Raw genomic sequence first — 19,906 nt, forward strand, 5'->3', positions numbered from 1 at the left:
AGAAACTTTGTCATTAATAAGTGCTTGGATATTCACTCGCGCTTCCTTCAATTCTCGGGAATTGGTTGGGTATGCATTCAATTTCGGCGAGCAGATGGGCATCTTGCTGCGCATAATATCCGTGGGGATAGGGTGAATGCATATCTCGATCTAGTTCATAAATTGGCGCACATAATAACAACTTTATCGCGGCGCTTATAGGGACTTAATTGGGAAATTTTCTACTTTTCAGCGCGAACTTGTTACTATTGCCGCAATCTCAACGTACTGGATGCAAAACCATGGCTCAATCCCTGTCAGACGCAGCGCTGTTGCCAGCGCAAATGAAAGCTAATTTGGATAACTTCATGCATAAAATTCGCGATTTAAGCGAGTTGCTGCATTTGGATTTGAGTCCTTACCAGGCGGATCACATCGCAATGCGCATCAATGACAATGCGTTGGCTGAACTTGCCCATCAGGCCTGGCGTGAAGAGGGTAAGGAAATCTCGACAGCGCGTATTAATGGCCGTCCCATCGTTGTGCTTGAGTTTCATCAACCTCTTGAAAGCTTGGGCTGGTCGATTGAGTGCTTAGAGCTCCCTTATCCGGCGCCCGGAAAAGTGTATCCAGAGCAAAGTTGGGAACATGTTGAATTTGTGGTTCCCTCACAGGCACAAGATGCCGAGGCTTACCTTGAAGAGATCAAGCATCGTTTTCCGCTATTGAAAGCGCATTGGGGGAAGCTGGATGAGATGGGAGTGAAAGTGAAATTGTCGAGTCCGAAAGGAGAGGGCGAGCGGCTCAGCAACCCGACGGTCGCCTTTAAATATCAAGGGGTGTGCATCAAGCTCCACCCCCATTCGTTAAAGGCCATTGTGGCGTCTGAGTTAGCCTAGTTCGACATCTTTAGGTCGGAGTTGGAACTGTTCGATAGAGCCAATCTCTAGACCTAAATTGAGCGGCGGGGCATCACTGTGTGCGTTGCCTTGAGTGTGCATGATCAAACGATCGGCGGTGCGCGGTTTGAGTTTATTGACCACGAAGCGAATCATGTCCGTTCTGGTCAGGCTCTTAAGTTCACGCAGTACCACTTCTTTCTGATTAAACTCTTTGTCTTTATTACCAATCGCGACCCAAAGACGCTGCGCGCGGCCGCGCAATGTGGTGTCTGGGGTGGCGATTTGGTTCCAAAGCCCTTTCTTACTGCTGTGCCATTGGTACTCGTTCAGTTCAAGCAACACCATGTAAAAAGCATTAAGGAACTCGTCAATCGACGCAATTAAATCAATCGGAGCGGCATTGGGCGACTGTACGTACAACACAATACCGGGGTGTTTGTTGAGGGGCAGGTTGCCGGTGCCCACCATATACCCCAGTTGCTGTTTGGTGCGAATTTCATGGAAAAATGTCGCCGACATCAAGTGGTTTGCTAACGAGTAGAGGGCGATGTTTCTTGGCGAGGAATCCTCGCATTGGTAATAAAGCACCACCGCTGAGTCTTCTTGGTTGCAGTGCACTTCTCGTTGGAAGGTGCCGTTTTCGCCAAGCATGACCAATGGACGAAGTGCTTCTTCATACTGCTGATTTTTGACGCGCAACGCGTGTTTCAATGTCTCACCGAGGGCGAGCGCATCGCGTTTGGTCCAGTCACCATAGACGAACATCTCAACGTGCAACTCGGCTAAAATAGCATCGACAAAACGTGCTAGCTCGTCGACGTTAATGGTATCTAGCGCGTCAAGTAACGTCGCATACGGTGGGTTATTGGGTTGGAGTATGCCTGTTAGTGCATTGAACAACTGCGATATAGGGCGATCTTGCGCCGAGTTTTGCCAATTTCGTTTCAACTGCGCTTTGATGGTCTCAAAACGTTGAGCACTGAACTCTCGCGCTGCAAATCGTTTCAGGATCATCGCCATCAACTCGGGTTGTTTCTGGCTAAAACCGGAGAGGGTGAGCGTCACGCCCCCTTGATGTGCGTACATGTTGTAGCCAAGACCAGCGATTTCAGCTTGGTAGGTCTCTTTGGCCAGCGAGTCTAAAAACATCTCCACGCACAGACGCGTCATGACAATATTGCGCGGATTGGCGACCGCATGTGGGCTATCAATCGCCACATAGACAACGCCTTTTGGCACCCGAAACTCGCTGTCTTGCATGTGCCAGAGAGTAAATCCAGGCAAATTCTCAAGGATTTCAGGGACAAGCTGATGCTCAGCAATAGGCTGAGGATCGAGATCGTAGGCGATAAACGGGTTTTTCTCTGGCAGAGCAAACGTCAGCGTTGATGGCGCGTGATAGAACGCCATCTGTTCATCACTGAGTGGCTTAACCGAGTAGGGCGTGAAGTACCATTTGGCTTGCTGGTCACACGGCAAGTTTTTGGCAATCACGGTGATGCGCAGGTTCTGCGGCGTGAAATAGCCCATCAATTCGCGTAATAAAGCCTCATCGTAGCCCGCCATCATAAAGTCGCCGTAGACGATGTCTTGCGCATGATAATGCTGCATGTTGACGACCAAATGGCTGACTAAATCGAGGGGGCGAGTCGGCTCTTGAAAACGAAACGCTGACTCCAACACGGCGCGTTTTTCCATGTAGCGCCATTCGTCAAAACCGTGCGCTTTGATTAAGGTCAGGTAACTAAACACCGCCTGAACCAGTTCATCAATGTGCTCAAGCCCTTCTGGGGTCAGTGCGCAGCTGACGGTAAATTCGCGGTAGTTGCTGCCACTGGTGCCGCCCCCTGCGGACAACGAAGTGATCCACCCAGCGTCTTTGAGTGCCAACATCAAGCTGCCTTCGCCTTCATAGCCAAGCAAATGAGCGAAATAAGAGAGAGGCTTGGTTTGATAATGATTATCCATGCTTGGCATGGGGAAGGTGAGGATGATTTTTCGCAGATCTTTAACCGGTTCGACATTAACACGGATAGCGGTGGAACCCGGATGAGTGTAGGGCGCCTCTATCTGCTTGCCCGCCAAGCGCTGATTGCGCACTGTGGTGAATTTCTCTCGCACCCATTCCTCAAGTTGAGACAACGACTGCGGGCCGACCACTGTGAGTGTCATGAGATCCGCTGAGTAGTGATCACGGTGAAAGGCAACGATTTCGTCGCGGATCGATTGGCCTTCTCGGTCGCCTAAGGTGTCGATATTACCCACTGAAAACTTGCTAAACGGGTGAGCAGGATTCACCAACTCTTTGTGGACTTGGTACAGTCGGCGCGAGTCATCATTGAGTTTCAGTTTGTATTCAGAGTCGACCGCTTGGCGTTCTTTATCGAGTGCTTCGGAGTTAAACAGTGGTGCGGTGAAGAACTGACTAAAACGATGTAGGCCAGATTCAAATGCCGTGGGAGAGACATCGAAAAAGAAGCAGGTATGTTCAGTGCCCGTCCAAGCGTTATTTGACCCGCCGTGTTGACTAATAAAACTTTGGAACTCCCCCACTTTAGGGTATTTCTCTGTGCCGAGAAATAGCATGTGCTCGAGGTAATGGGCTAATCCTTGACGATCTTCCGGGTCGTCGAAGTGACCGACATTCACCGCCAATGCCGCAGCGGATTTCTGTGCGTTTTTATCGTGAATCAACAATACCCTCAAGCCATTGTCCAACTCGAGATAATGGTATTGATTGGTATCATTTGGGCTAATGTGCACGATGTTCTCCAAAAAGTGGGCGAGTGATGTGAATGGCGATTAGGGTAATGCAAATAGTCGTCGTTCTTTTTAACAATTATGAACGCGATGTGCCTGTCTGCAAACCATATCGTCAAGAAAAGTCATTGATTTTATAAAACGCTCGTCGGAACCTGCCCGAGATTGCGATCGTTTCGTCAACAATTCATTAATAAAATCGGTGTCTTTAGCCACGCTCTTGATATACTTGAGAGTAAAAATGGCCAGCAGGGCTGGCACGATAATAAATTTGCCACGTCGAATGGGCGCTGGCAGGGTAGTGTAGGATTTAGCCATGAAAATTTTTATTATGCGCCATGGGGAAGCAGAGCATTTTGCCGACAGTGATGCCCAGCGTGAGTTAACCGCGAATGGTCGACAAGCGTCTCTAGCGGTCGCAAAAGCGTGTGTCGAGCAGGGCTATCGCTCTTTTGATAAGGTTCTTGTTAGCCCTTATATCCGTGCTCAGCAGACATGGCAGGAGATCGCTCACTGCTTTGACGCCAATAAAGTTGAGACACTGGATGACATCACGCCCTATGGGGACTCTGAGCAAGTCGCGCAGTATCTTGACGCCTTGATTGATGTTGAGCAGCTAGAGTCTGTGTTGCTCGTCTCTCACTTACCTCTGGTTGGATATTTGACCGCGGAGTTTGTGGTGGATATGGCGCCGCCACTGTTCCCTACCTCAGGGTTGGCTTGTGTCGATTACCAACCTCAGACCAAACAAGGCGAGTTGCTGTTTAACCTCAGACCCTAACGCCGTCAGCAATATCCAGGCGTGAACGTCAGTCGTGCTACAGGTGTCACTTCGAAAGATGGGTCGCCTAGTTCTTGTCTCTAGCCAGTTTTTTGACAACATCACTGGACTAAAAATTGCATAAACAGCTGACGTTGACTCTTTTTCCATAGATTCTCATTACTTACCTATGAAGTTTTCTTTGCCGTTTGCAGATAAGCTGCCACCGATACCTCAGCGAGCCTTACCCGCGATAGGCGCGCCTGTCATGGTGCTGTCGACATTGGCGATGATCGTATTGCCGATCCCGCCTTTTTTGCTCGATTTGTCGTTTACCTTCAACATCGCTTTGGCGATGGTGGTGCTGCTCGTCACGGTTTACACACGCCGCCCGCTTGATTTTGCGGCTTTCCCCACGGTACTGCTGATTGCGACCTTGCTGCGTTTGGCGCTCAACGTTGCTTCAACGCGTGTGGTACTGCTGTACGGTCATGAAGGACCTGAAGCGGCAGGTTCTGTGATTGAAGCCTTCGGTAACGTGGTGATTGGTGGTAACTACGCTGTCGGTTTGGTGGTCTTTCTCATCTTGATGATCATCAACTTTATGGTCGTGACCAAAGGTGCAGGGCGTATCTCTGAGGTGAGTGCTCGCTTTACCTTGGACGCTTTACCTGGTAAGCAAATGGCGATTGACGCAGACTTGAACGCGGGACTGATCGACCAAGATCAAGCGCGTACTCGACGTCAAGAAGTGACCAAAGAAGCCGATTTCTATGGTTCGATGGACGGTGCGTCAAAATTTGTTAAAGGTGACGCCATCGCCGGTATCTTGATTCTGTTTATCAACATTATCGGCGGCTTATCGATCGGTATGGCGCAATACGGCCTCGGCTTTGGTGAAGCGATTCAAATCTATACCTTGCTGACCATTGGTGATGGTTTGGTCGCCCAGATCCCATCATTGCTGTTGTCGATTGGCGCCGCGATCATGGTGACGCGTCAAAATACAGACGAGGATATGGGACAGCAGGTTGTCTTTCAGATGTTTGACAACCCCAAGGCGCTGATGATCACCGCCGCGATTTTGTTTGTCATGGGCATCGTTCCGGGTATGCCTCATTTTGCGTTTTTGCTCCTCGCTCTGTTGGCGGGCGGCGGTGCGTACCTCATTCAACGCAAGCAGAAAAAACAGGCCGAGAGCAAGAACCTGCCCGCCACGCAAGAGACAGAAGCTCCCACGCCGAAAGAGCTCTCTTGGGATGATGTTCAGCCGGTCGATACCATTGGTCTTGAGGTGGGCTACCGCCTGATCCCATTGGTGGATAAAGACCAAGGGGGTGAACTGCTTGAGCGAGTGAAAGGGGTGCGTAAAAAGCTCTCTCAAGATTTTGGCTTCCTCATTCCAGCTGTGCACATTCGCGATAACCTGGAATTGACGCCAAATAGCTACCGCATCACTTTAATGGGCGTTGCGGTAGGCGAGGCGGAGATTCGCCCAGATATGGAGCTGGCAATCAACCCAGGCCAAGTGTACGGGATGATTGAGGGTGAACCGACCATTGACCCCGCGTTTGGGCTTGAAGCTGTGTGGATTCGCGAGGAGCAGCGCGAGCATGCTCAGGCGTTAGGCTACACCGTCGTTGACTCGTCCACGGTGTTGGCGACGCACTTAAGCCAGCTGTTGACCAACAACGCCTCTCAACTGCTCGGTCATGAAGAAGTACAAAATCTACTTGAAATGTTGGGCCGCAGCGCGCCGAAGTTGGTGGAAAACTTTGTACCCGATCAGCTGCAACTTGGCGTCGTGGTGAAAGTTCTGCAAAACTTACTCAACGAAGCCGTGCCCATTCGAGACATTCGTACCATCGTTCAGACCTTGTCGGAATACTCATCAAAGAGTCAAGAACCCGACATCCTAACGGCCGCTGCACGAATCTCATTGAAGCGCTTAATCGTTCAGGAAATCAACGGTATAGAGCCAGAGTTGCCGGTTATTACCTTGATTCCTGAACTGGAACAAATATTGCATCAAACAATGCAAGCTTCGGGAGGAGAGTCCGCAGGGATAGAACCTGGTTTGGCAGAGCGATTGCAATCATCACTGAGCCATGCCACACAAGAACAAGAGCTCAAAGGTGAGCCTGCTGTGCTCCTGACATCAGGGGTGTTGCGTTCAACCTTAGCCAAGTTCGTGAAGAATACGATTCCATCACTGCGTGTGCTGTCATACCAAGAAATACCTGACGAAAAACAAATCCGCATTGTTCAAGCTGTCGGTAACTAGAACAGAGTCGGTAAAACACGGTATCTAATTTGAAAATTAAACGATTTTTTGCAAAAGACATGCGTGGCGCTCTGCTTCAAGTGAAAGCAGAGTTAGGCGATGACGCAGTAATCATGTCGAACAAAAAAGTCGCTGGTGGCGTAGAAATCGTGGCGGCTGTTGACGGAGATTCCGCAGCGAAGCGAGCGGCGCCAAGTCACAGCTACAACTCCAACCCACGACATGTCCCCGCCTCTCAGTCCGCTAACCAGCATAGCCAAGCCAGTGCGAGCTTAGCCTCATCGAATCAGCGTCGCCTTGATGATGATAAGGTGAGCCTACAATCACAAGGTGATTCTGGACGTTCGATGACCAAACGTTTTGCCAATATGCTGGCCCAATATCGTGGCGGGACTCCGCCTCGTGATGAGGAAGAAGAAGACTCGCTGGCGGCGTTGTTGAAGCGTCAAAATACCTCTTATAAATCAGGTCAGGATAACGATGTTCGCGTACGTGAAGATTCGCCTTTGGCCAAGCTGATTGCAGAAGACCGCCGTATTGAAAAACCGGCTGCGCGCTTGGATCCTTCTCGTTATGAGCGTGGTCGCGCGCAAGAGTCAGCGATGCCCAACGAAGATTTTGAAGAGATGAAAGAGGAAATGTCCTCGATTCGTCGTCTGCTTGAGCATCAAGTATCGGGGTTAATGTGGCAAGAAGTGGAGCGAAGAGAGCCCCTTAGAGCCATGTTAATTAAGCGCCTTGAGCGGATGGGCGTCTCTTCGGATTTGGCCGATCAATTAGCGTGTTACATACCTGAAGACACGCCGCCTACCAAAGCGTGGAAAGCGTTGCTGGGTTTAGTCTCAGACCAGATCCCTATCTCCAAACAAGACATCCTTAAACGCGGTGGTGTGGTCGCATTACTTGGCCCAACCGGTGTGGGGAAAACCACGACGGTGGCCAAATTGGCCGCACGCGCTGCCATGGAGTTTGGCGCGGACAACGTGGCGCTTGTGACCACAGACACTTATCGAATTGGTGCTCATGAACAGTTGGCTATTTATGGTCGAATTATGGGGTGCCCAGTAAAAGTTGCTAAAGATTCCAATGAATTAGCCGATGTTATTTATCAGTTGAGAAATCGTCGCCTAATTTTGGTCGATACTGCCGGCATGGGACAGCGCGATGTCCGATTGTCAGAGCAGCTTGACACCCTAATGCACGAAATTGGTGAAGTGATTCATAGCTACTTGGTACTGCCTGCCACGGCGCAGCGCAAAGTATTACAAGAGACCATTGATCACTTTAAACGTATTCCACTTTCTGGATGTATTTTGACCAAGCTCGATGAGTCACTGAGTTTGGGAGAGTTTGTCAGTGTTGTGGTGCAAAACGCACTGCCCGTCGCGTATATCGCGAATGGACAGCGTGTACCAGAAGACATTGTGATTGCTCAGCCAAAATACATGGTAGCGAAAGCAAATGAGTTGCTAGAGAAGTCGACAGATAACGAACCTCACTATTGGAATAGTGACGCAGACAGGTTCTAGGCGGCGGACGATTATGACGAAGAATATGATTCAAGACCAAGCTAGCGGGCTACGCCGCTTAACCCAACCCTCGTTGACTAAAGTTATTTCGGTAACCGGAGGCAAAGGCGGAGTTGGTAAGTCAAACGTAACCTTAGGCATGGCAATTTGTATGGCGCGCCAAGGTAAAAAAGTCATGGTGCTCGATGCTGACTTAGGTCTGGCCAACGTGGACGTGATGCTCGGCATTCGACCTAAACGCAATTTAGGCCATGTATTGGCCGGAGAGTGTGACCTGCAAGACGCCATCGTTGAAGGGCCACACGGTATTCGCATCATTCCTGCAACATCAGGGACACAGTCGATGACCGAACTCTCCCACGCGCAACATGTGGGCTTGATTCGCGCTTTTGGCAGTCTCGAAGACGAAATGGATGTGCTGTTGATTGATACAGCGGCAGGCATTTCTGATATGGTAGTGAGTTTTTCGCGCGCGGCCCAAGATGTGGTTGTCGTCGTGTGTGATGAACCTACGTCAATTACCGATGCGTATGCTTTAATTAAACTATTGAACAAGGACCACCAAGTGCAGCGATTCAAAATTGTTGCAAATATGGTCAGAAGCTATCGAGAAGGCCGAGAATTGTTCGCAAAGTTGACCTTGGTCACAGAGCGATTCTTGAATGTGAGTCTTGAGCTCGTAGCATGTATTCCTTTAGATGATAAAGTTCGACAAGCCGTTAAAAAGCAAAAGATTGTTGTGGACGCCTTCCCGCGCTCCCCTGCTGCTCTCGCCATCGGTTCATTGGCCAGTAAAGCGCTCACTTGGCCAATTCCGAAAGTACCGAGTGGACATCTTGAGTTTTTTGTAGAACGCTTAGTAAATAAGAATGAGATGCTAGAGGAACCGTTTGGTGAATAAGGCCCTGACCTACGACCAATATGCCAATCACGATAGCCAGCGAGCGTTTTTAGAAAAATACTCGGTGCTGGTGAAGCGTATTGCTCACCATTTGCTTGGACGTTTGCCTCCGAGTGTGCAGGTAGAAGATCTTATTCAGGCGGGCATGATTGGTCTGCTAGAGGCACAAAAAAACTACGATGGTAGTAAAGGCGCCAGTTTTGAAACGTATGCGGGCATACGGATTCGAGGCGCGATGTTGGATGACATCCGACGTGGAGACTGGGTTCCTCGCTCTGTGCATAAGAACAATCGAGAAATCAGTCAAGCTATCGCCTCGTTGGAAGGGCAACTGAATCGAGACCCAACCGATGCGGAAGTGGCGCAGTTTATGGGCATCAGCCTGGATCAGTACCACACCATACTAACGGACATTAACTGTTCACGTTTGGTTGGGATAGAGGATTTAGGCGTCTCGGAAGATTCGATTTCGCCTGAGGACCAAGAGGAAGACAATGTCCCTTTTAAAGGGGTGGCAGATGAGTATTTTCGCACCGCACTTGTCGACTCGATCAAATCTCTACCAGAACGAGAGGCACTAGTACTTTCGCTTTATTACGATGAAGAGTTAAACTTGAAAGAAATCGGTGAGGTAATTGGGGTTAGCGAGTCACGCGTTAGCCAGATACTAAGCCAATCAATGCAACGTCTACGCACAAAGTTGAGTGCTTGGACAAATAATGACTAACATCACTGATATCAAACTCAGTGGAGGCAATTTTGAATAAAAACATGAAAATCCTAATTGTTGATGACTTTTCAACAATGCGCCGAATCGTTAAGAACTTACTTCGTGACTTGGGTTTTAATAACACTCAAGAAGCCGACGATGGTTTGACTGCGTTACCTATGCTGAAAAAAGGTGATTTCGACTTTGTCGTGACCGACTGGAACATGCCAGGCATGCAAGGTATTGACCTACTCAAACACATTCGCGCCGATGCTGAGCTTAAGCACCTTCCTGTTTTGATGATTACTGCGGAAGCAAAGCGTGAACAGATCATTGAGGCGGCACAAGCGGGTGTGAACGGCTACATCGTTAAGCCATTTACCGCGGCAACACTAAAAGAAAAACTAGACAAAATTTTTGAGCGTTTATAAGTCAAGGAATTGACGACGTGGCGCAATAGGCCAAATTCAGAATGATTTCATTAGAACAGGCAAAACAACTTGTCGAACTATTAGAAAACGGTCAACAGCAGGAAGCAGACCTTCTTGTTAAAGACATTCATGAATCAAATGCCAATCCGATGCTTCAAGAGATTGGCGAGTTAACCCGTGATCTGCACGAGTCTATCAAGCAGTTTACGCTCAGCGAACGAGTTAACGAAATCGCGAATGACGAAATTCCTGATGCAAGGGATCGCCTCCAATACGTCATTGACAAGACAGAAGTCGCCGCGAACAAAACCATGGATGCCGTCGACCGTTGTATGCCGATTGCAGACAATCTGCACGAAGGGCTACTGAAGGTACGTCCTCAGTGGAACGAATTGATGCACGGGCGCATTGACCTTGCAGAGTTCAAAGCCTTGTGCCACCGCATTGATGACCTGCTCGGTCAAGTCGAAGGCGACAGTTCAGAGTTACGCGGTCAGTTGACGGAAATACTGATGGCTCAAGATTTCCAAGATTTGACCGGACAAATTATTAGACGCGTGATTACTTTGGTTAGTGAAGTTGAAGCACGATTAGTTGAGATTCTCACTGCGTTTGGCGCAAGCCAGTTGGAAGGCAGCACAGATAACAAGAATAAAGCATCTACGGATCCGGAAGGGCCAATCCTTAACCCTCATGAAAGGGATGATGCCGTTTCATCACAAGACGAAGTGGACGACTTGCTCTCTAGTCTTGGGTTTTAGAGGTAACATATGAGCTTTGATTTAGACGAAGATATTCTTCAGGACTTTTTGGTAGAAGCGGGTGAGATTCTAGAACTACTGTCTGAGCAGTTGGTAGAATTGGAAAACAACCCAGATGACAGAGATTTGCTCAACGCCATTTTCCGTGGTTTCCACACGGTGAAAGGGGGCGCAGGGTTTCTCTCTTTGACTGAGCTTGTTGACACATGTCACGGCGCAGAGAATGTGTTTGATACGCTGCGTAATGGCCAGCGTCAGGTCGATTCTGGCTTGATGGATACCATGCTGCAAGCACTCGACACCGTCAATGAACAGTTTCAGGCTGTCCAAGACAGAGACCCGTTAACGCCTGCTGACCCTGCGCTTCTTGAGGAACTCCATCGTCTAAGCAAACCGGCTTCAGAAGATGAGGTGCCCCAAGCCGAAGCGCCCGTTGAGCCTGAGCCTGTCGTCGAAGAGCCGGTTGTGGTCGAAGAACCTGTAGTCGAAGAACCTATCGGGGAAGCGCCAACTGCAGATGCAGCCCCGTCAGGCTCTGGCGGTTCTATCGACGAAATCACCCAAGACGAATTTGAAAAGCTACTTGATGAGCTTCACGGCAAGGGCAGTGCACCTGGTAAAGAAGCCGAAGCGCAGTCATCAGCTGCTCCAGCGCCAAGTGCAGACATGAGCGGTGATATCACCGATGATGAATTTGAAAAGCTGCTTGATGAACTTCACGGGGTCGGCAAAGGACCAGGTGAAAATGAAGCGGCAGCGGCGTCTGCTCCGCCGCCACCTCCACCACCGAGCCCTGCGGCTGGTGATGGCGATTTAATGACTGATGAAGAGTTCGAGAAGCTGTTGGACAACCTGCATGGTGCAGGTAAAGGTCCATCAGTGGAAGAACTCGAAGCGGCCACGAAGCCAGTGCCACCTAAACCTGCTGCGACGCCATCTTCTGCACCAAGTCAACCGGCTCCAGCGGCGGCTCCGAAAGCGCAGCCTGCTGCAAAACCAGCCCCTGCCGAGAAGGCAGAGGCAGCGCCACCTCCAGCGAAGAAAGAGGCGTCTGCTCCGGCCAAGAAACCTCAAGCGGAAGCCACGGTCCGTGTGGATACTTCAACCCTCGATGTCATCATGAACATGGTGGGCGAGCTAGTGTTGGTGCGAAACCGCTTACTCAGTTTGGGGCTTAATAGCAACGATGAAGAGATGTCTAAAGCGGTCGCAAACCTAGACGTTGTCACTGCGGACTTGCAAGGCGCGGTCATGAAAACGCGCATGCAGCCGATTAAGAAAGTGTTTGGTCGTTTCCCGCGAGTAGTTCGAGACTTGGCGCGTAGCCTGAACAAAGACATCACGCTGGAAATGCGCGGTGAAGAGACAGACTTAGATAAAAACCTAGTTGAGGCGCTTGCCGATCCATTGATCCACTTGGTTCGAAACTCGGTGGATCACGGTGTAGAAATGCCCGACGATCGCGTTGCCGCTGGCAAGCCGCGCACGGGTAAAGTGATTCTGTCTGCCTCGCAAGAAGGTGATCATATTGAACTGGCTATTGTCGATGACGGTGGCGGTATGGACCCAGATAAGCTCCGTGCGATTGCCGTTAAACGTGGCATGATGGATGAAGACGCAGCGTCTCGCCTCACAGACAAAGAGTGTTTCAACCTGATCTTCATGCCAGGTTTCTCAAGTAAAGAGAAGATTTCTGACATCTCTGGTCGCGGTGTGGGTATGGACGTGGTGAAAACGGCCATCAATACCTTAAACGGCTCGATCGATATTGACTCAGAGCTCGGTAAAGGCACCAAGATTACGATCAAAGTACCTCTGACACTGGCGATTTTGCCAACCTTGATGGTTGGGGTGGCCGGGCATCCATTTGCGTTGCCTTTGGCAAGTGTCAACGAGATCTTCCATTTGGATTTGAGCCGCACTAACGTCGTCGACGGCCAATTGACCATCATCGTTCGAGACAAATCCATTCCGCTATTCTATCTGCAAAACTGGCTAGCGCCGAGTGCGGGGAAAGTCGAGCTACGTAAAGGGCATGGTCATGTGGTTATCGTTCAACTAGGAAGCCAGCGTGTTGGCTTTGTTGTGGATACCTTGATTGGACAAGAAGAAGTCGTCATCAAGCCGCTTGATAAGTTGTTGCAAGGGACGCCGGGTATGGCGGGGGCAACGATTACCAGTGATGGTCACATTGCTTTGATTCTTGATGTGCCTGATCTGCTGAAACAATACGCAGCGGCATCACGCATCTAACGGTGCGTAAATAGAAGGATTTATATGGCAATCAAAGTATTAGTTGTTGACGATTCGAGCTTCTTTCGCCGTCGTGTTAGCGAGATCATTAACTCTGAGCCTAAGCTTGAAGTGATGGATGTCGCAACCAACGGCAAAGAGGCGGTGCAAAAAGCACTGTCGCTTAAGCCTGACGTCATCACTATGGACATCGAAATGCCTATTATGGACGGCATCACTGCCGTCCGCGAAATTATGGCGCAAAGTCCTGTTCCGATTTTGATGTTTTCATCATTGACGCACGATGGTGCGAAAGCGACCCTCGATGCGCTGGAAGCCGGAGCGTTGGACTTTTTGCCGAAAAAGTTTGAAGACATCGCGCGCAATCGAGATGAAGCGGTGACGTTACTGCAACAAAGAGTGTTGCAAATCGCTTCGCGTCGAACCTTTATGCGCCGTCCGGTGGCAAAACCGGCGACGGCCGCGCCAAGAAGCACGCCGACCTCATCTGCGCTTCGTTCAACCTCAACAGCAAGAACGGCACCAAGCGCCGCCACACAGTCGCGTCCGGCGGTGAATGCGACGCGCTTTAAAGCCAGTGGTAAAAAATATCAGTTAACGGCTATCGGAACCTCCACCGGTGGCCCGGTCGCCTTGCAAAAAATTCTCACCAAATTACCCGCAAGCTATCCGCATCCAATCGTGCTTATTCAGCACATGCCTGCGACGTTTACCGCGGCGTTTGCGAGTCGCTTAAACTCGCTGTGTAAAATCACCGTTAAAGAAGCAGAAGATGGCGATATGCTAAGACCAGGTGTGGCTTATCTCGCGCCAGGTGGTATGCAGATGATGATTGATGGCCGCCCAGGTAGCGCTAAATTGCGTGTGATTGATGGTGGCGAGCGGATGAACTACAAACCTTGTGTCGATGTCACCTTTGGCAGTGCAGCCAAAGTGTATGGTGACCAAGTGTTGTCGATGGTACTGACGGGTATGGGGGCGGATGGTCGTGAAGGCGCACGAATGCTGAAAAATGCCGGCGCAACGATTTGGGCGCAGGATGAAGAGAGCTGTGTGGTGTATGGCATGCCTCAAGCTGTGGCTAAAGCCGGACTCTCCAGTGAAGATCTACCTCTAGACCGCATTCCAGAGCGAATGTTGGTTGAGCTTGGACTCGCGTAGAGGTGGCGACATGATAGTTTGGAGTATTGCAAACCAAAAAGGCGGCGTAGGCAAAACCACCACCACCATTACGCTGGCCGGCCTATTAAGCCAGCAAGGTAAACGGGTGTTATTGGTCGATACCGATCCGCATGCCTCTTTGACGACCTATCTTGGTTATGATTCCGACAGCGTACCTGCCAGTTTGTTTGATCTTTTTCAGCTCAAGGATTATACCCCAAGCACCGTCAACCCTTTGATCATGAACTCGGACATTGAAGGCATTGATCTGATTCCGGCGCACATGTCTTTAGCGACGCTGGATCGCGTGATGGGTAATCGCAGCGGTATGGGGTTAATTCTAAAGCGCGCTTTGCTCGCGATTCGAGATCAATACGATTATGTGTTGATTGATTGCCCACCTATCCTAGGGGTGATGATGGTCAATGCTTTGGCGGCGAGCGATCGAATTTTGATTCCGGTTCAGACCGAGTTTTTGGCCATGAAAGGCTTAGAGCGCATGGTTCGCACGTTGGCGATCATGCAGAAGTCTCGTAATCGTGCATTCAAAGTGACGATAGTCCCCACCATGTACGACAAGCGGACTCGCGCGTCGCTGCAAACCCTGCAGCAGCTTAAGAAAGATTACCCGAATCAGGTGTGGTCTTCGGCCATTCCGATTGATACCAAATTTCGTGATGCGAGCTTAAAGCATTTACCTGTCTCACACTTTGCGGCAGGCAGTCGCGGTGTGTTTGCCTACAAGCAGCTGTTGATTCATTTAGAGAGGTTAGCGCTCAATGAGTAACAACGCGTTGCTGTCAGGTGAACAGGCACTGGATGATTATTTTGCCGCTTTGCTCGACGAAGAGGTGGAGCTAGAAGAGACTCAGGTCGCCGCGCCACAAGATGAATCGTCGGACACAGTCGAGCCAATGCATGCGGTTGAAACGTCATGGGAGCCAGAGCCACAAGTGCAGCCCGTGGCTGAAAACAGCTACATCTTACAGTCGACGGTCGATTTGGAAGTGCCCAATCTTGAGGACGTAGAAAGACTGCTTAAACAGCTCGAGTCGACGAATCCTGTTGCTGACTTACAATTAGAAGAGGTCATGGAGCAGAATACGGCGGCGATTGCTCAGGTTGAACCTGACATTGTGAAGCCAGAAGTCGAAGAGATTCAAGATTGGGTGATCGATGAACCCCTAGCCCCAACACAAGAGGCGGAGGCGTTCGTCGAAGAGGACGTTGCGACGTTCGAACCGCCACTAACTGAGGTGGTCGATGAGGTGCCCATCGCTGAGTTTCCTGTCGCAGAGGAGCCGATTGCTGAAGTACCTATTGCTGAAGTGGAGCAGCATATTGAATCCACGGTCGAGGTGCAGAGCGAACTCGAGACATCCAGTGGCAATGCGCTAGACAGCTGGCAAAGTACCGAGCGTCACGTATCGTTTCAGGTACTCTACTTTGAGGTGAATGGCGTGACCTTTGCGGTGCCACTCGATGAGCTTGGCGGCATTCACCGTATTGGCGATCTGAATCATTTAATTGGTCGACCAACTTGGTATTTGGGTTTACAAACCAATCGGGATTCTCAGCTTGATGTGGTGGATACCGCGAAATGGGTGATGGCCGAAAAGCTGAAAGATGATAGCCATAAAGACGAATATCAATACATTGTCATGCTTGGTGAGAGCCTTTGGGGACTAGCAAGCACGCAATTGCTGGGTACTGAGTCGCTCAGCCCTGAAAAGGTCCGCTGGCGTGTGACTGCCGGGAAGCGTCCGTGGCTTGCGGGTATGGTAAAAGAAAAAATGTGTGCTTTGGTTCACGTTGAGGCATTGATAGCTATGCTTAATGCAGGACTTGATGTTAAAGCACTAGATAAATAAGTTCATTTAAGGCCAATTTGGGCAGAGAGGAATAGGTATGTCTCAAACGAATGAAGTCGAAGTAAGAAAAGACCAGTCCAATGACGAAGTACTTCAGTGGGTGACGTTCCAACTAGAAGAAGAAACTTACGGTATTAACGTAATGCAAGTGCGTGAAGTGCTGCGTTACACCGAAATCGCACCAGTACCGGGTGCGCCAGACTATGTACTGGGTATTATCAACCTTCGTGGTAACGTCGTCACTGTCATCGATACGCGTTCACGTTTTGGTCTCATGGAAGGTGAGATCACTGACAACACTCGCATCATTGTGATTGAGTCTGAGCACCAAGTGATCGGTATTCTGGTTGATAGTGTGGCTGAAGTGGTTTACCTCCGTTCTTCTGAAATCGATACAACACCAAGTGTCGGCACTGACGAAAGCGCCAAGTTCATTCAGGGTGTCAGCAACCGTGATGGTAAGCTACTTATCCTTGTCGACTTGAACAAGCTGTTGACTGACGAAGAATGGGATGAGATGGCTCACCTATAATGGATATCTTCGCTGTGGCTCCCGCACCTGTGTTAGCAGGGGCGGTGGCGTTCGTCTTTTTGTTTCTTTTGCTTGCGCTGTTTCGCCTCAAGCGAGGTCAAGTGAGAACGGCCGATCATTTTCGCCAGCAGCAACGGCATTTTGATAAAGAGCTGCAAAAGGCCAATAAGCAGCTTTTAGAAGTGCGCTCGGTTGTTGTTGGACTTGGACAAAGGATCAGCGAGCAGCAGGACATCATTCAGCACCTCAATGAACGCGTGACAGAACTTGAGCAAGAGGACAGTGATGGGCGTCTCTATTCAAGAGCGACCAAAATGGTCCAACTCGGGGCTGATTTGGATGAGTTGATTGAACAGTGTGAGCTTCCCAAGGCGGAAGCGGAGCTGATGATGTCATTACAGAAGAAATTAGCGGGAGAGGAGAAGATTCCTCCACTCCAGAGCACACCAAGACGTCAAGAGGCGCGCAAACGCCCGGTACGAAAGTGACATTATCAAATTAGCAGTGTCGCAAATATTGAGGATGCCCATTCAGGCATCCTTTTTTCTTTCACCCTATCCATAAGGGGTAGAGTGTGAAATTCACATCGCTGTAAATCACAATTTTCACGCCGAAAGCATAAACATAATCAATTATTAACAGAATCTTACGTAGTTTCGTGAGCCTAGGTCAGTGTTGGTAGTTTTGTCGTGAAAAGGCTGTGGTAAACTAGCGGCTCGAAAATGGTTGATTGGTCATACATGTTACAAGTCTCGCAACTGACGGCGATCCGAGATGAAAGAGTGTTGTTTGAATCGCTCTCTTTCGATATAGAGCCAGGTGAATTAGTACAAATTGAAGGGCGCAACGGCACCGGAAAAACGACGTTGCTGCGCATTATTACGGGTCTTGGTGACAAAGAGTGCGGAGACATTGCTTGGCGTGGTGAATCTGTGCTCTCCAATCGTGAAGCTTTCCATCAAGACTTGCTGTTTCTCGGCCACCAGACCGGCATCAAGCGCGAACTCACCGCGTACGAAAATTTGCGTTTTTATCTCGGCCTGCACAGCCAGCAAGCGCTCACGAAAACCGATATCTATAACGCTCTGGTCAAAGTTGGATTGGCAGGGCGAGAGGATGTTCCCGTTGGGCAGCTGTCTGCGGGGCAACAGCGACGAGTAGCATTGGCAAGGTTGTGGCTCAGTGAACATAAATTGTGGATTTTAGATGAGCCTCTCACGGCCATCGATAAGCAAGGCGTCAAGGTGTTAGAAGCGCTCTTTCTGCAACATGCAGAGCAAGGGGGCATAGTGATTTTGACGACGCACCAAGACATGTTTGCCGACAATCCCATCCTTAGAAAAATTAAGTTAGGTGACTAGCCATGCTCGCAGCTATGAACACGATAATTCGCCGTGAGTTGCTGATCGCGTTTCGCCGTCAAGCGGATATTTTTAACCCATTGTGGTTCTTTATTATTGTCATCACGCTCTTTCCGCTCAGCATCGGGCCTGAGCCCAATTTGTTGGCTCGCATTGCTGCAGGCATCGTTTGGGTCGCGGCACTGTTGTCGGCGCTGCTCTCCTTAGAGCGCCTGTTTAGGGATGACTTCCAAGACGGTTCACTTGAGCAGATGATGCTGATGCCCATTCCATTGCCGCTGGTGGTGATGTCAAAGGTGGTGGCACACTGGCTGTTAACGGGATTGCCGCTCATTCTGATTAGCCCGCTGCTCGCCATATTACTATCGCTGGATTTTAATACTTGGCTTGGTGTCGTGCTGACACTCTTGATTGGTACACCCACGCTGAGCTTTATTGGAGCGATAGGCGTTGCGCTGACCGTTGGTCTGCAGAAAGGTGGCGTGTTGCTGAGTTTATTGGTGCTGCCGCTCTATATACCTATTTTGATTTTTGCGACCTCCGCGATTGATGCGGCATCGCTTGGCATGGCGTATAACGGACAGTTAGCGATACTCGGTGCCATGCTGGTGGGATCGATGACGTTAACGCCATTTGCGATCAGTGCAGCACTTAGGGTAAGCGTGACTTGATTGTTTTGAATCAAGCACGAAAAATTCCCTTTCTATACATGACATAATGGTCATAAATAAAACATAACGACAATAAATAAACCGACCGAATGACCCGTTGATGAATTTTGCGGGACGGTGCCCAGAAGTAAGAGTGAGTAAAACGATGTGGAAATGGCTCCATCCTTATGCCAAGCCAGAAGCCGCTTACCGATTGTGCGGTAAGTGCTTACCTTGGTTTTCCGTTTTAGCCTTGGTGTGTCTCGTCGCCGGAACCGTGTGGGGGCTGGCCTTTGCGCCTTCTGACTACCAACAAGGCGACAGTTTTAGAATCATCTATATCCATGTACCCTCTGCGATCTGGTCGATGGGCGTCTACATGTCAATGGCGATCGCCGCGTTTATCGGATTGGTGTGGCAAGTCCGCTTATCGGATATGGCAGCCTCTGCGATGGCGCCAATTGGCGCGGTGTACACCTTCATTGCCTTATTAACGGGGGCCGTGTGGGGCAAACCGATGTGGGGTACATGGTGGGTATGGGACGCTCGCCTAACATCTGAGTTGATTCTGTTGTTTCTCTACCTTGGCGTGATTGCGCTGTATCACGCGTTTGATGATCAAAAAACCGCCGCCAAAGCAGCCGGTATTTTAGCGATTGTTGGTGTGGTTAATTTGCCTATCATTCACTTCTCAGTGGAATGGTGGAACACCTTGCATCAGGGCGCCACCATCACCAAGTTCGAAAAGCCGTCTATCTCGGCGAACATGCTGTGGCCTTTACTCTTGAACATCTTTGGTTTTGCGTTTTTCTTTGCCAGCCTGACCATGGTTCGCTTGAGAAATGAAATTTTGGCTAAAGAGAGCCATCGCCCGTGGGTGGTTCAACTCGCCACAGAAGAATCGAAGCAGGAGGCCTAACCATGCATTTTGATAGCTTAAGTGATTTTTGGGCAATGGGCGGTTATGCCGGCTATGTGTGGAGTGCGTTTGGAATCACGTTTTTGTCGATGTGGATACTCTGGGTGGTCAGTGTGAAGCGTGGCAAAGGCATCTTGCGCGAT

At 49.8% G+C, this 19,906-nt stretch carries 19 protein-coding genes; 18 read left to right on the top strand and 1 reads right to left on the bottom strand.

The features are described from left to right. Positions 1-281 precede the first annotated feature (281 nt). The gene (locus tag AC6R1O_RS08205) at positions 282-878 is read left to right on the top strand and encodes a VOC family protein (RefSeq protein ID WP_500631872.1); all 597 of its coding nucleotides are present in this window, start codon (positions 282-284) and stop codon (positions 876-878) included. Here the strand turns inward: AC6R1O_RS08205 and AC6R1O_RS08210 are convergent. Next, entirely contained in the window at positions 870-3,644 is a 2,775-nt protein-coding gene (locus AC6R1O_RS08210; RefSeq protein WP_500633249.1) for an insulinase family protein, read from the bottom strand. The two genes, AC6R1O_RS08205 and AC6R1O_RS08210, sit on opposite strands and share 9 nt — an antisense overlap. A gap of 313 nt (positions 3,645-3,957) precedes the next feature. On the opposite strand from AC6R1O_RS08210, the gene sixA reads away from it, so the two are divergent. From sixA to ccmD, 17 genes are all read left to right on the top strand, one after another. After that, on the top strand, positions 3,958-4,422 hold the full coding sequence (sixA, locus tag AC6R1O_RS08215) for a phosphohistidine phosphatase SixA (protein WP_500628707.1): 465 nt from the start codon (positions 3,958-3,960) through the stop codon (positions 4,420-4,422). Positions 4,423-4,591: 169 nt separating this feature from the next. Further along, on the top strand, positions 4,592-6,685 hold the full coding sequence (gene flhA / locus AC6R1O_RS08220) for a flagellar biosynthesis protein FlhA (RefSeq protein ID WP_500625769.1): 2,094 nt from the start codon (positions 4,592-4,594) through the stop codon (positions 6,683-6,685). Between the two features lie 29 nt (positions 6,686-6,714). Continuing rightward, complete coding sequence (gene flhF / locus AC6R1O_RS08225) at positions 6,715-8,214, top strand: flagellar biosynthesis GTPase FlhF (RefSeq protein ID WP_500628705.1); 1,500 nt, start codon at positions 6,715-6,717, stop codon at positions 8,212-8,214. Between the two features lie 13 nt (positions 8,215-8,227). Then, positions 8,228-9,115, top strand: a complete 888-nt coding sequence (locus tag AC6R1O_RS08230) for a MinD/ParA family protein (RefSeq protein WP_334551112.1) — start codon at positions 8,228-8,230, stop codon at positions 9,113-9,115. Continuing rightward, a complete protein-coding gene (locus AC6R1O_RS08235) occupies positions 9,108-9,842 on the top strand; it encodes an RNA polymerase sigma factor FliA (protein ID WP_334551111.1) in 735 nt (244 codons plus the stop codon). The genes AC6R1O_RS08230 and AC6R1O_RS08235 overlap by 8 nt, the downstream gene beginning before the upstream one ends. A gap of 44 nt (positions 9,843-9,886) precedes the next feature. After that, entirely contained in the window at positions 9,887-10,255 is a 369-nt protein-coding gene (cheY, locus tag AC6R1O_RS08240) for a chemotaxis response regulator CheY (RefSeq protein ID WP_017635949.1), read from the top strand. A 41-nt stretch (positions 10,256-10,296) separates the two neighbouring features. Further along, positions 10,297-11,016 (top strand): protein phosphatase CheZ, encoded by a 720-nt coding sequence (locus AC6R1O_RS08245; protein WP_500625771.1) that lies wholly within the window; start codon positions 10,297-10,299, stop codon positions 11,014-11,016. 9 nt (positions 11,017-11,025) lie between these two features. Next, positions 11,026-13,269: a chemotaxis protein CheA gene (locus AC6R1O_RS08250; protein ID WP_500631875.1), complete on the top strand. Its 2,244-nt coding sequence runs from the start codon at positions 11,026-11,028 to the stop codon at positions 13,267-13,269. Between the two features lie 24 nt (positions 13,270-13,293). Beyond that, positions 13,294-14,430 (top strand): protein-glutamate methylesterase/protein-glutamine glutaminase, encoded by a 1,137-nt coding sequence (locus tag AC6R1O_RS08255; RefSeq protein WP_500633247.1) that lies wholly within the window; start codon positions 13,294-13,296, stop codon positions 14,428-14,430. Positions 14,431-14,440: 10 nt separating this feature from the next. Continuing rightward, positions 14,441-15,217, top strand: coding sequence for a ParA family protein (locus AC6R1O_RS08260; protein WP_487903592.1), 777 nt, complete (start codon positions 14,441-14,443; stop codon positions 15,215-15,217). Beyond that, positions 15,210-16,301: a chemotaxis protein CheW gene (locus tag AC6R1O_RS08265; protein ID WP_500633246.1), complete on the top strand. Its 1,092-nt coding sequence runs from the start codon at positions 15,210-15,212 to the stop codon at positions 16,299-16,301. The genes AC6R1O_RS08260 and AC6R1O_RS08265 overlap by 8 nt, the downstream gene beginning before the upstream one ends. Positions 16,302-16,338: 37 nt before the next feature. After that, positions 16,339-16,833 carry a chemotaxis protein CheW gene (locus AC6R1O_RS08270; protein WP_006959436.1) on the top strand — a complete coding sequence of 165 codons (495 nt, stop codon included), beginning with the start codon at positions 16,339-16,341 and terminating at the stop codon, positions 16,831-16,833. Beyond that, on the top strand, positions 16,833-17,321 hold the full coding sequence (locus AC6R1O_RS08275; protein ID WP_500628700.1) for a DUF2802 domain-containing protein: 489 nt from the start codon (positions 16,833-16,835) through the stop codon (positions 17,319-17,321). The genes AC6R1O_RS08270 and AC6R1O_RS08275 overlap by 1 nt, the downstream gene beginning before the upstream one ends. Positions 17,322-17,573: 252 nt before the next feature. Beyond that, positions 17,574-18,194, top strand: coding sequence for a cytochrome c biogenesis heme-transporting ATPase CcmA (gene ccmA, locus AC6R1O_RS08280; RefSeq protein WP_500633245.1), 621 nt, complete (start codon positions 17,574-17,576; stop codon positions 18,192-18,194). 2 nt (positions 18,195-18,196) lie between these two features. Next, positions 18,197-18,865 carry a heme exporter protein CcmB gene (gene ccmB / locus AC6R1O_RS08285; protein WP_500633244.1) on the top strand — a complete coding sequence of 223 codons (669 nt, stop codon included), beginning with the start codon at positions 18,197-18,199 and terminating at the stop codon, positions 18,863-18,865. 145 nt (positions 18,866-19,010) lie between these two features. Beyond that, positions 19,011-19,763 carry a heme ABC transporter permease gene (locus AC6R1O_RS08290; protein ID WP_500633243.1) on the top strand — a complete coding sequence of 251 codons (753 nt, stop codon included), beginning with the start codon at positions 19,011-19,013 and terminating at the stop codon, positions 19,761-19,763. A gap of 2 nt (positions 19,764-19,765) precedes the next feature. Then, on the top strand, positions 19,766-19,906 hold a 141-nt coding region (gene ccmD, locus AC6R1O_RS08295; protein WP_500656829.1), incomplete at its 3' end, for a heme exporter protein CcmD.

Source organism: Vibrio sp. R11-SG3-ISO3-SZ (assembly GCF_059834345.1).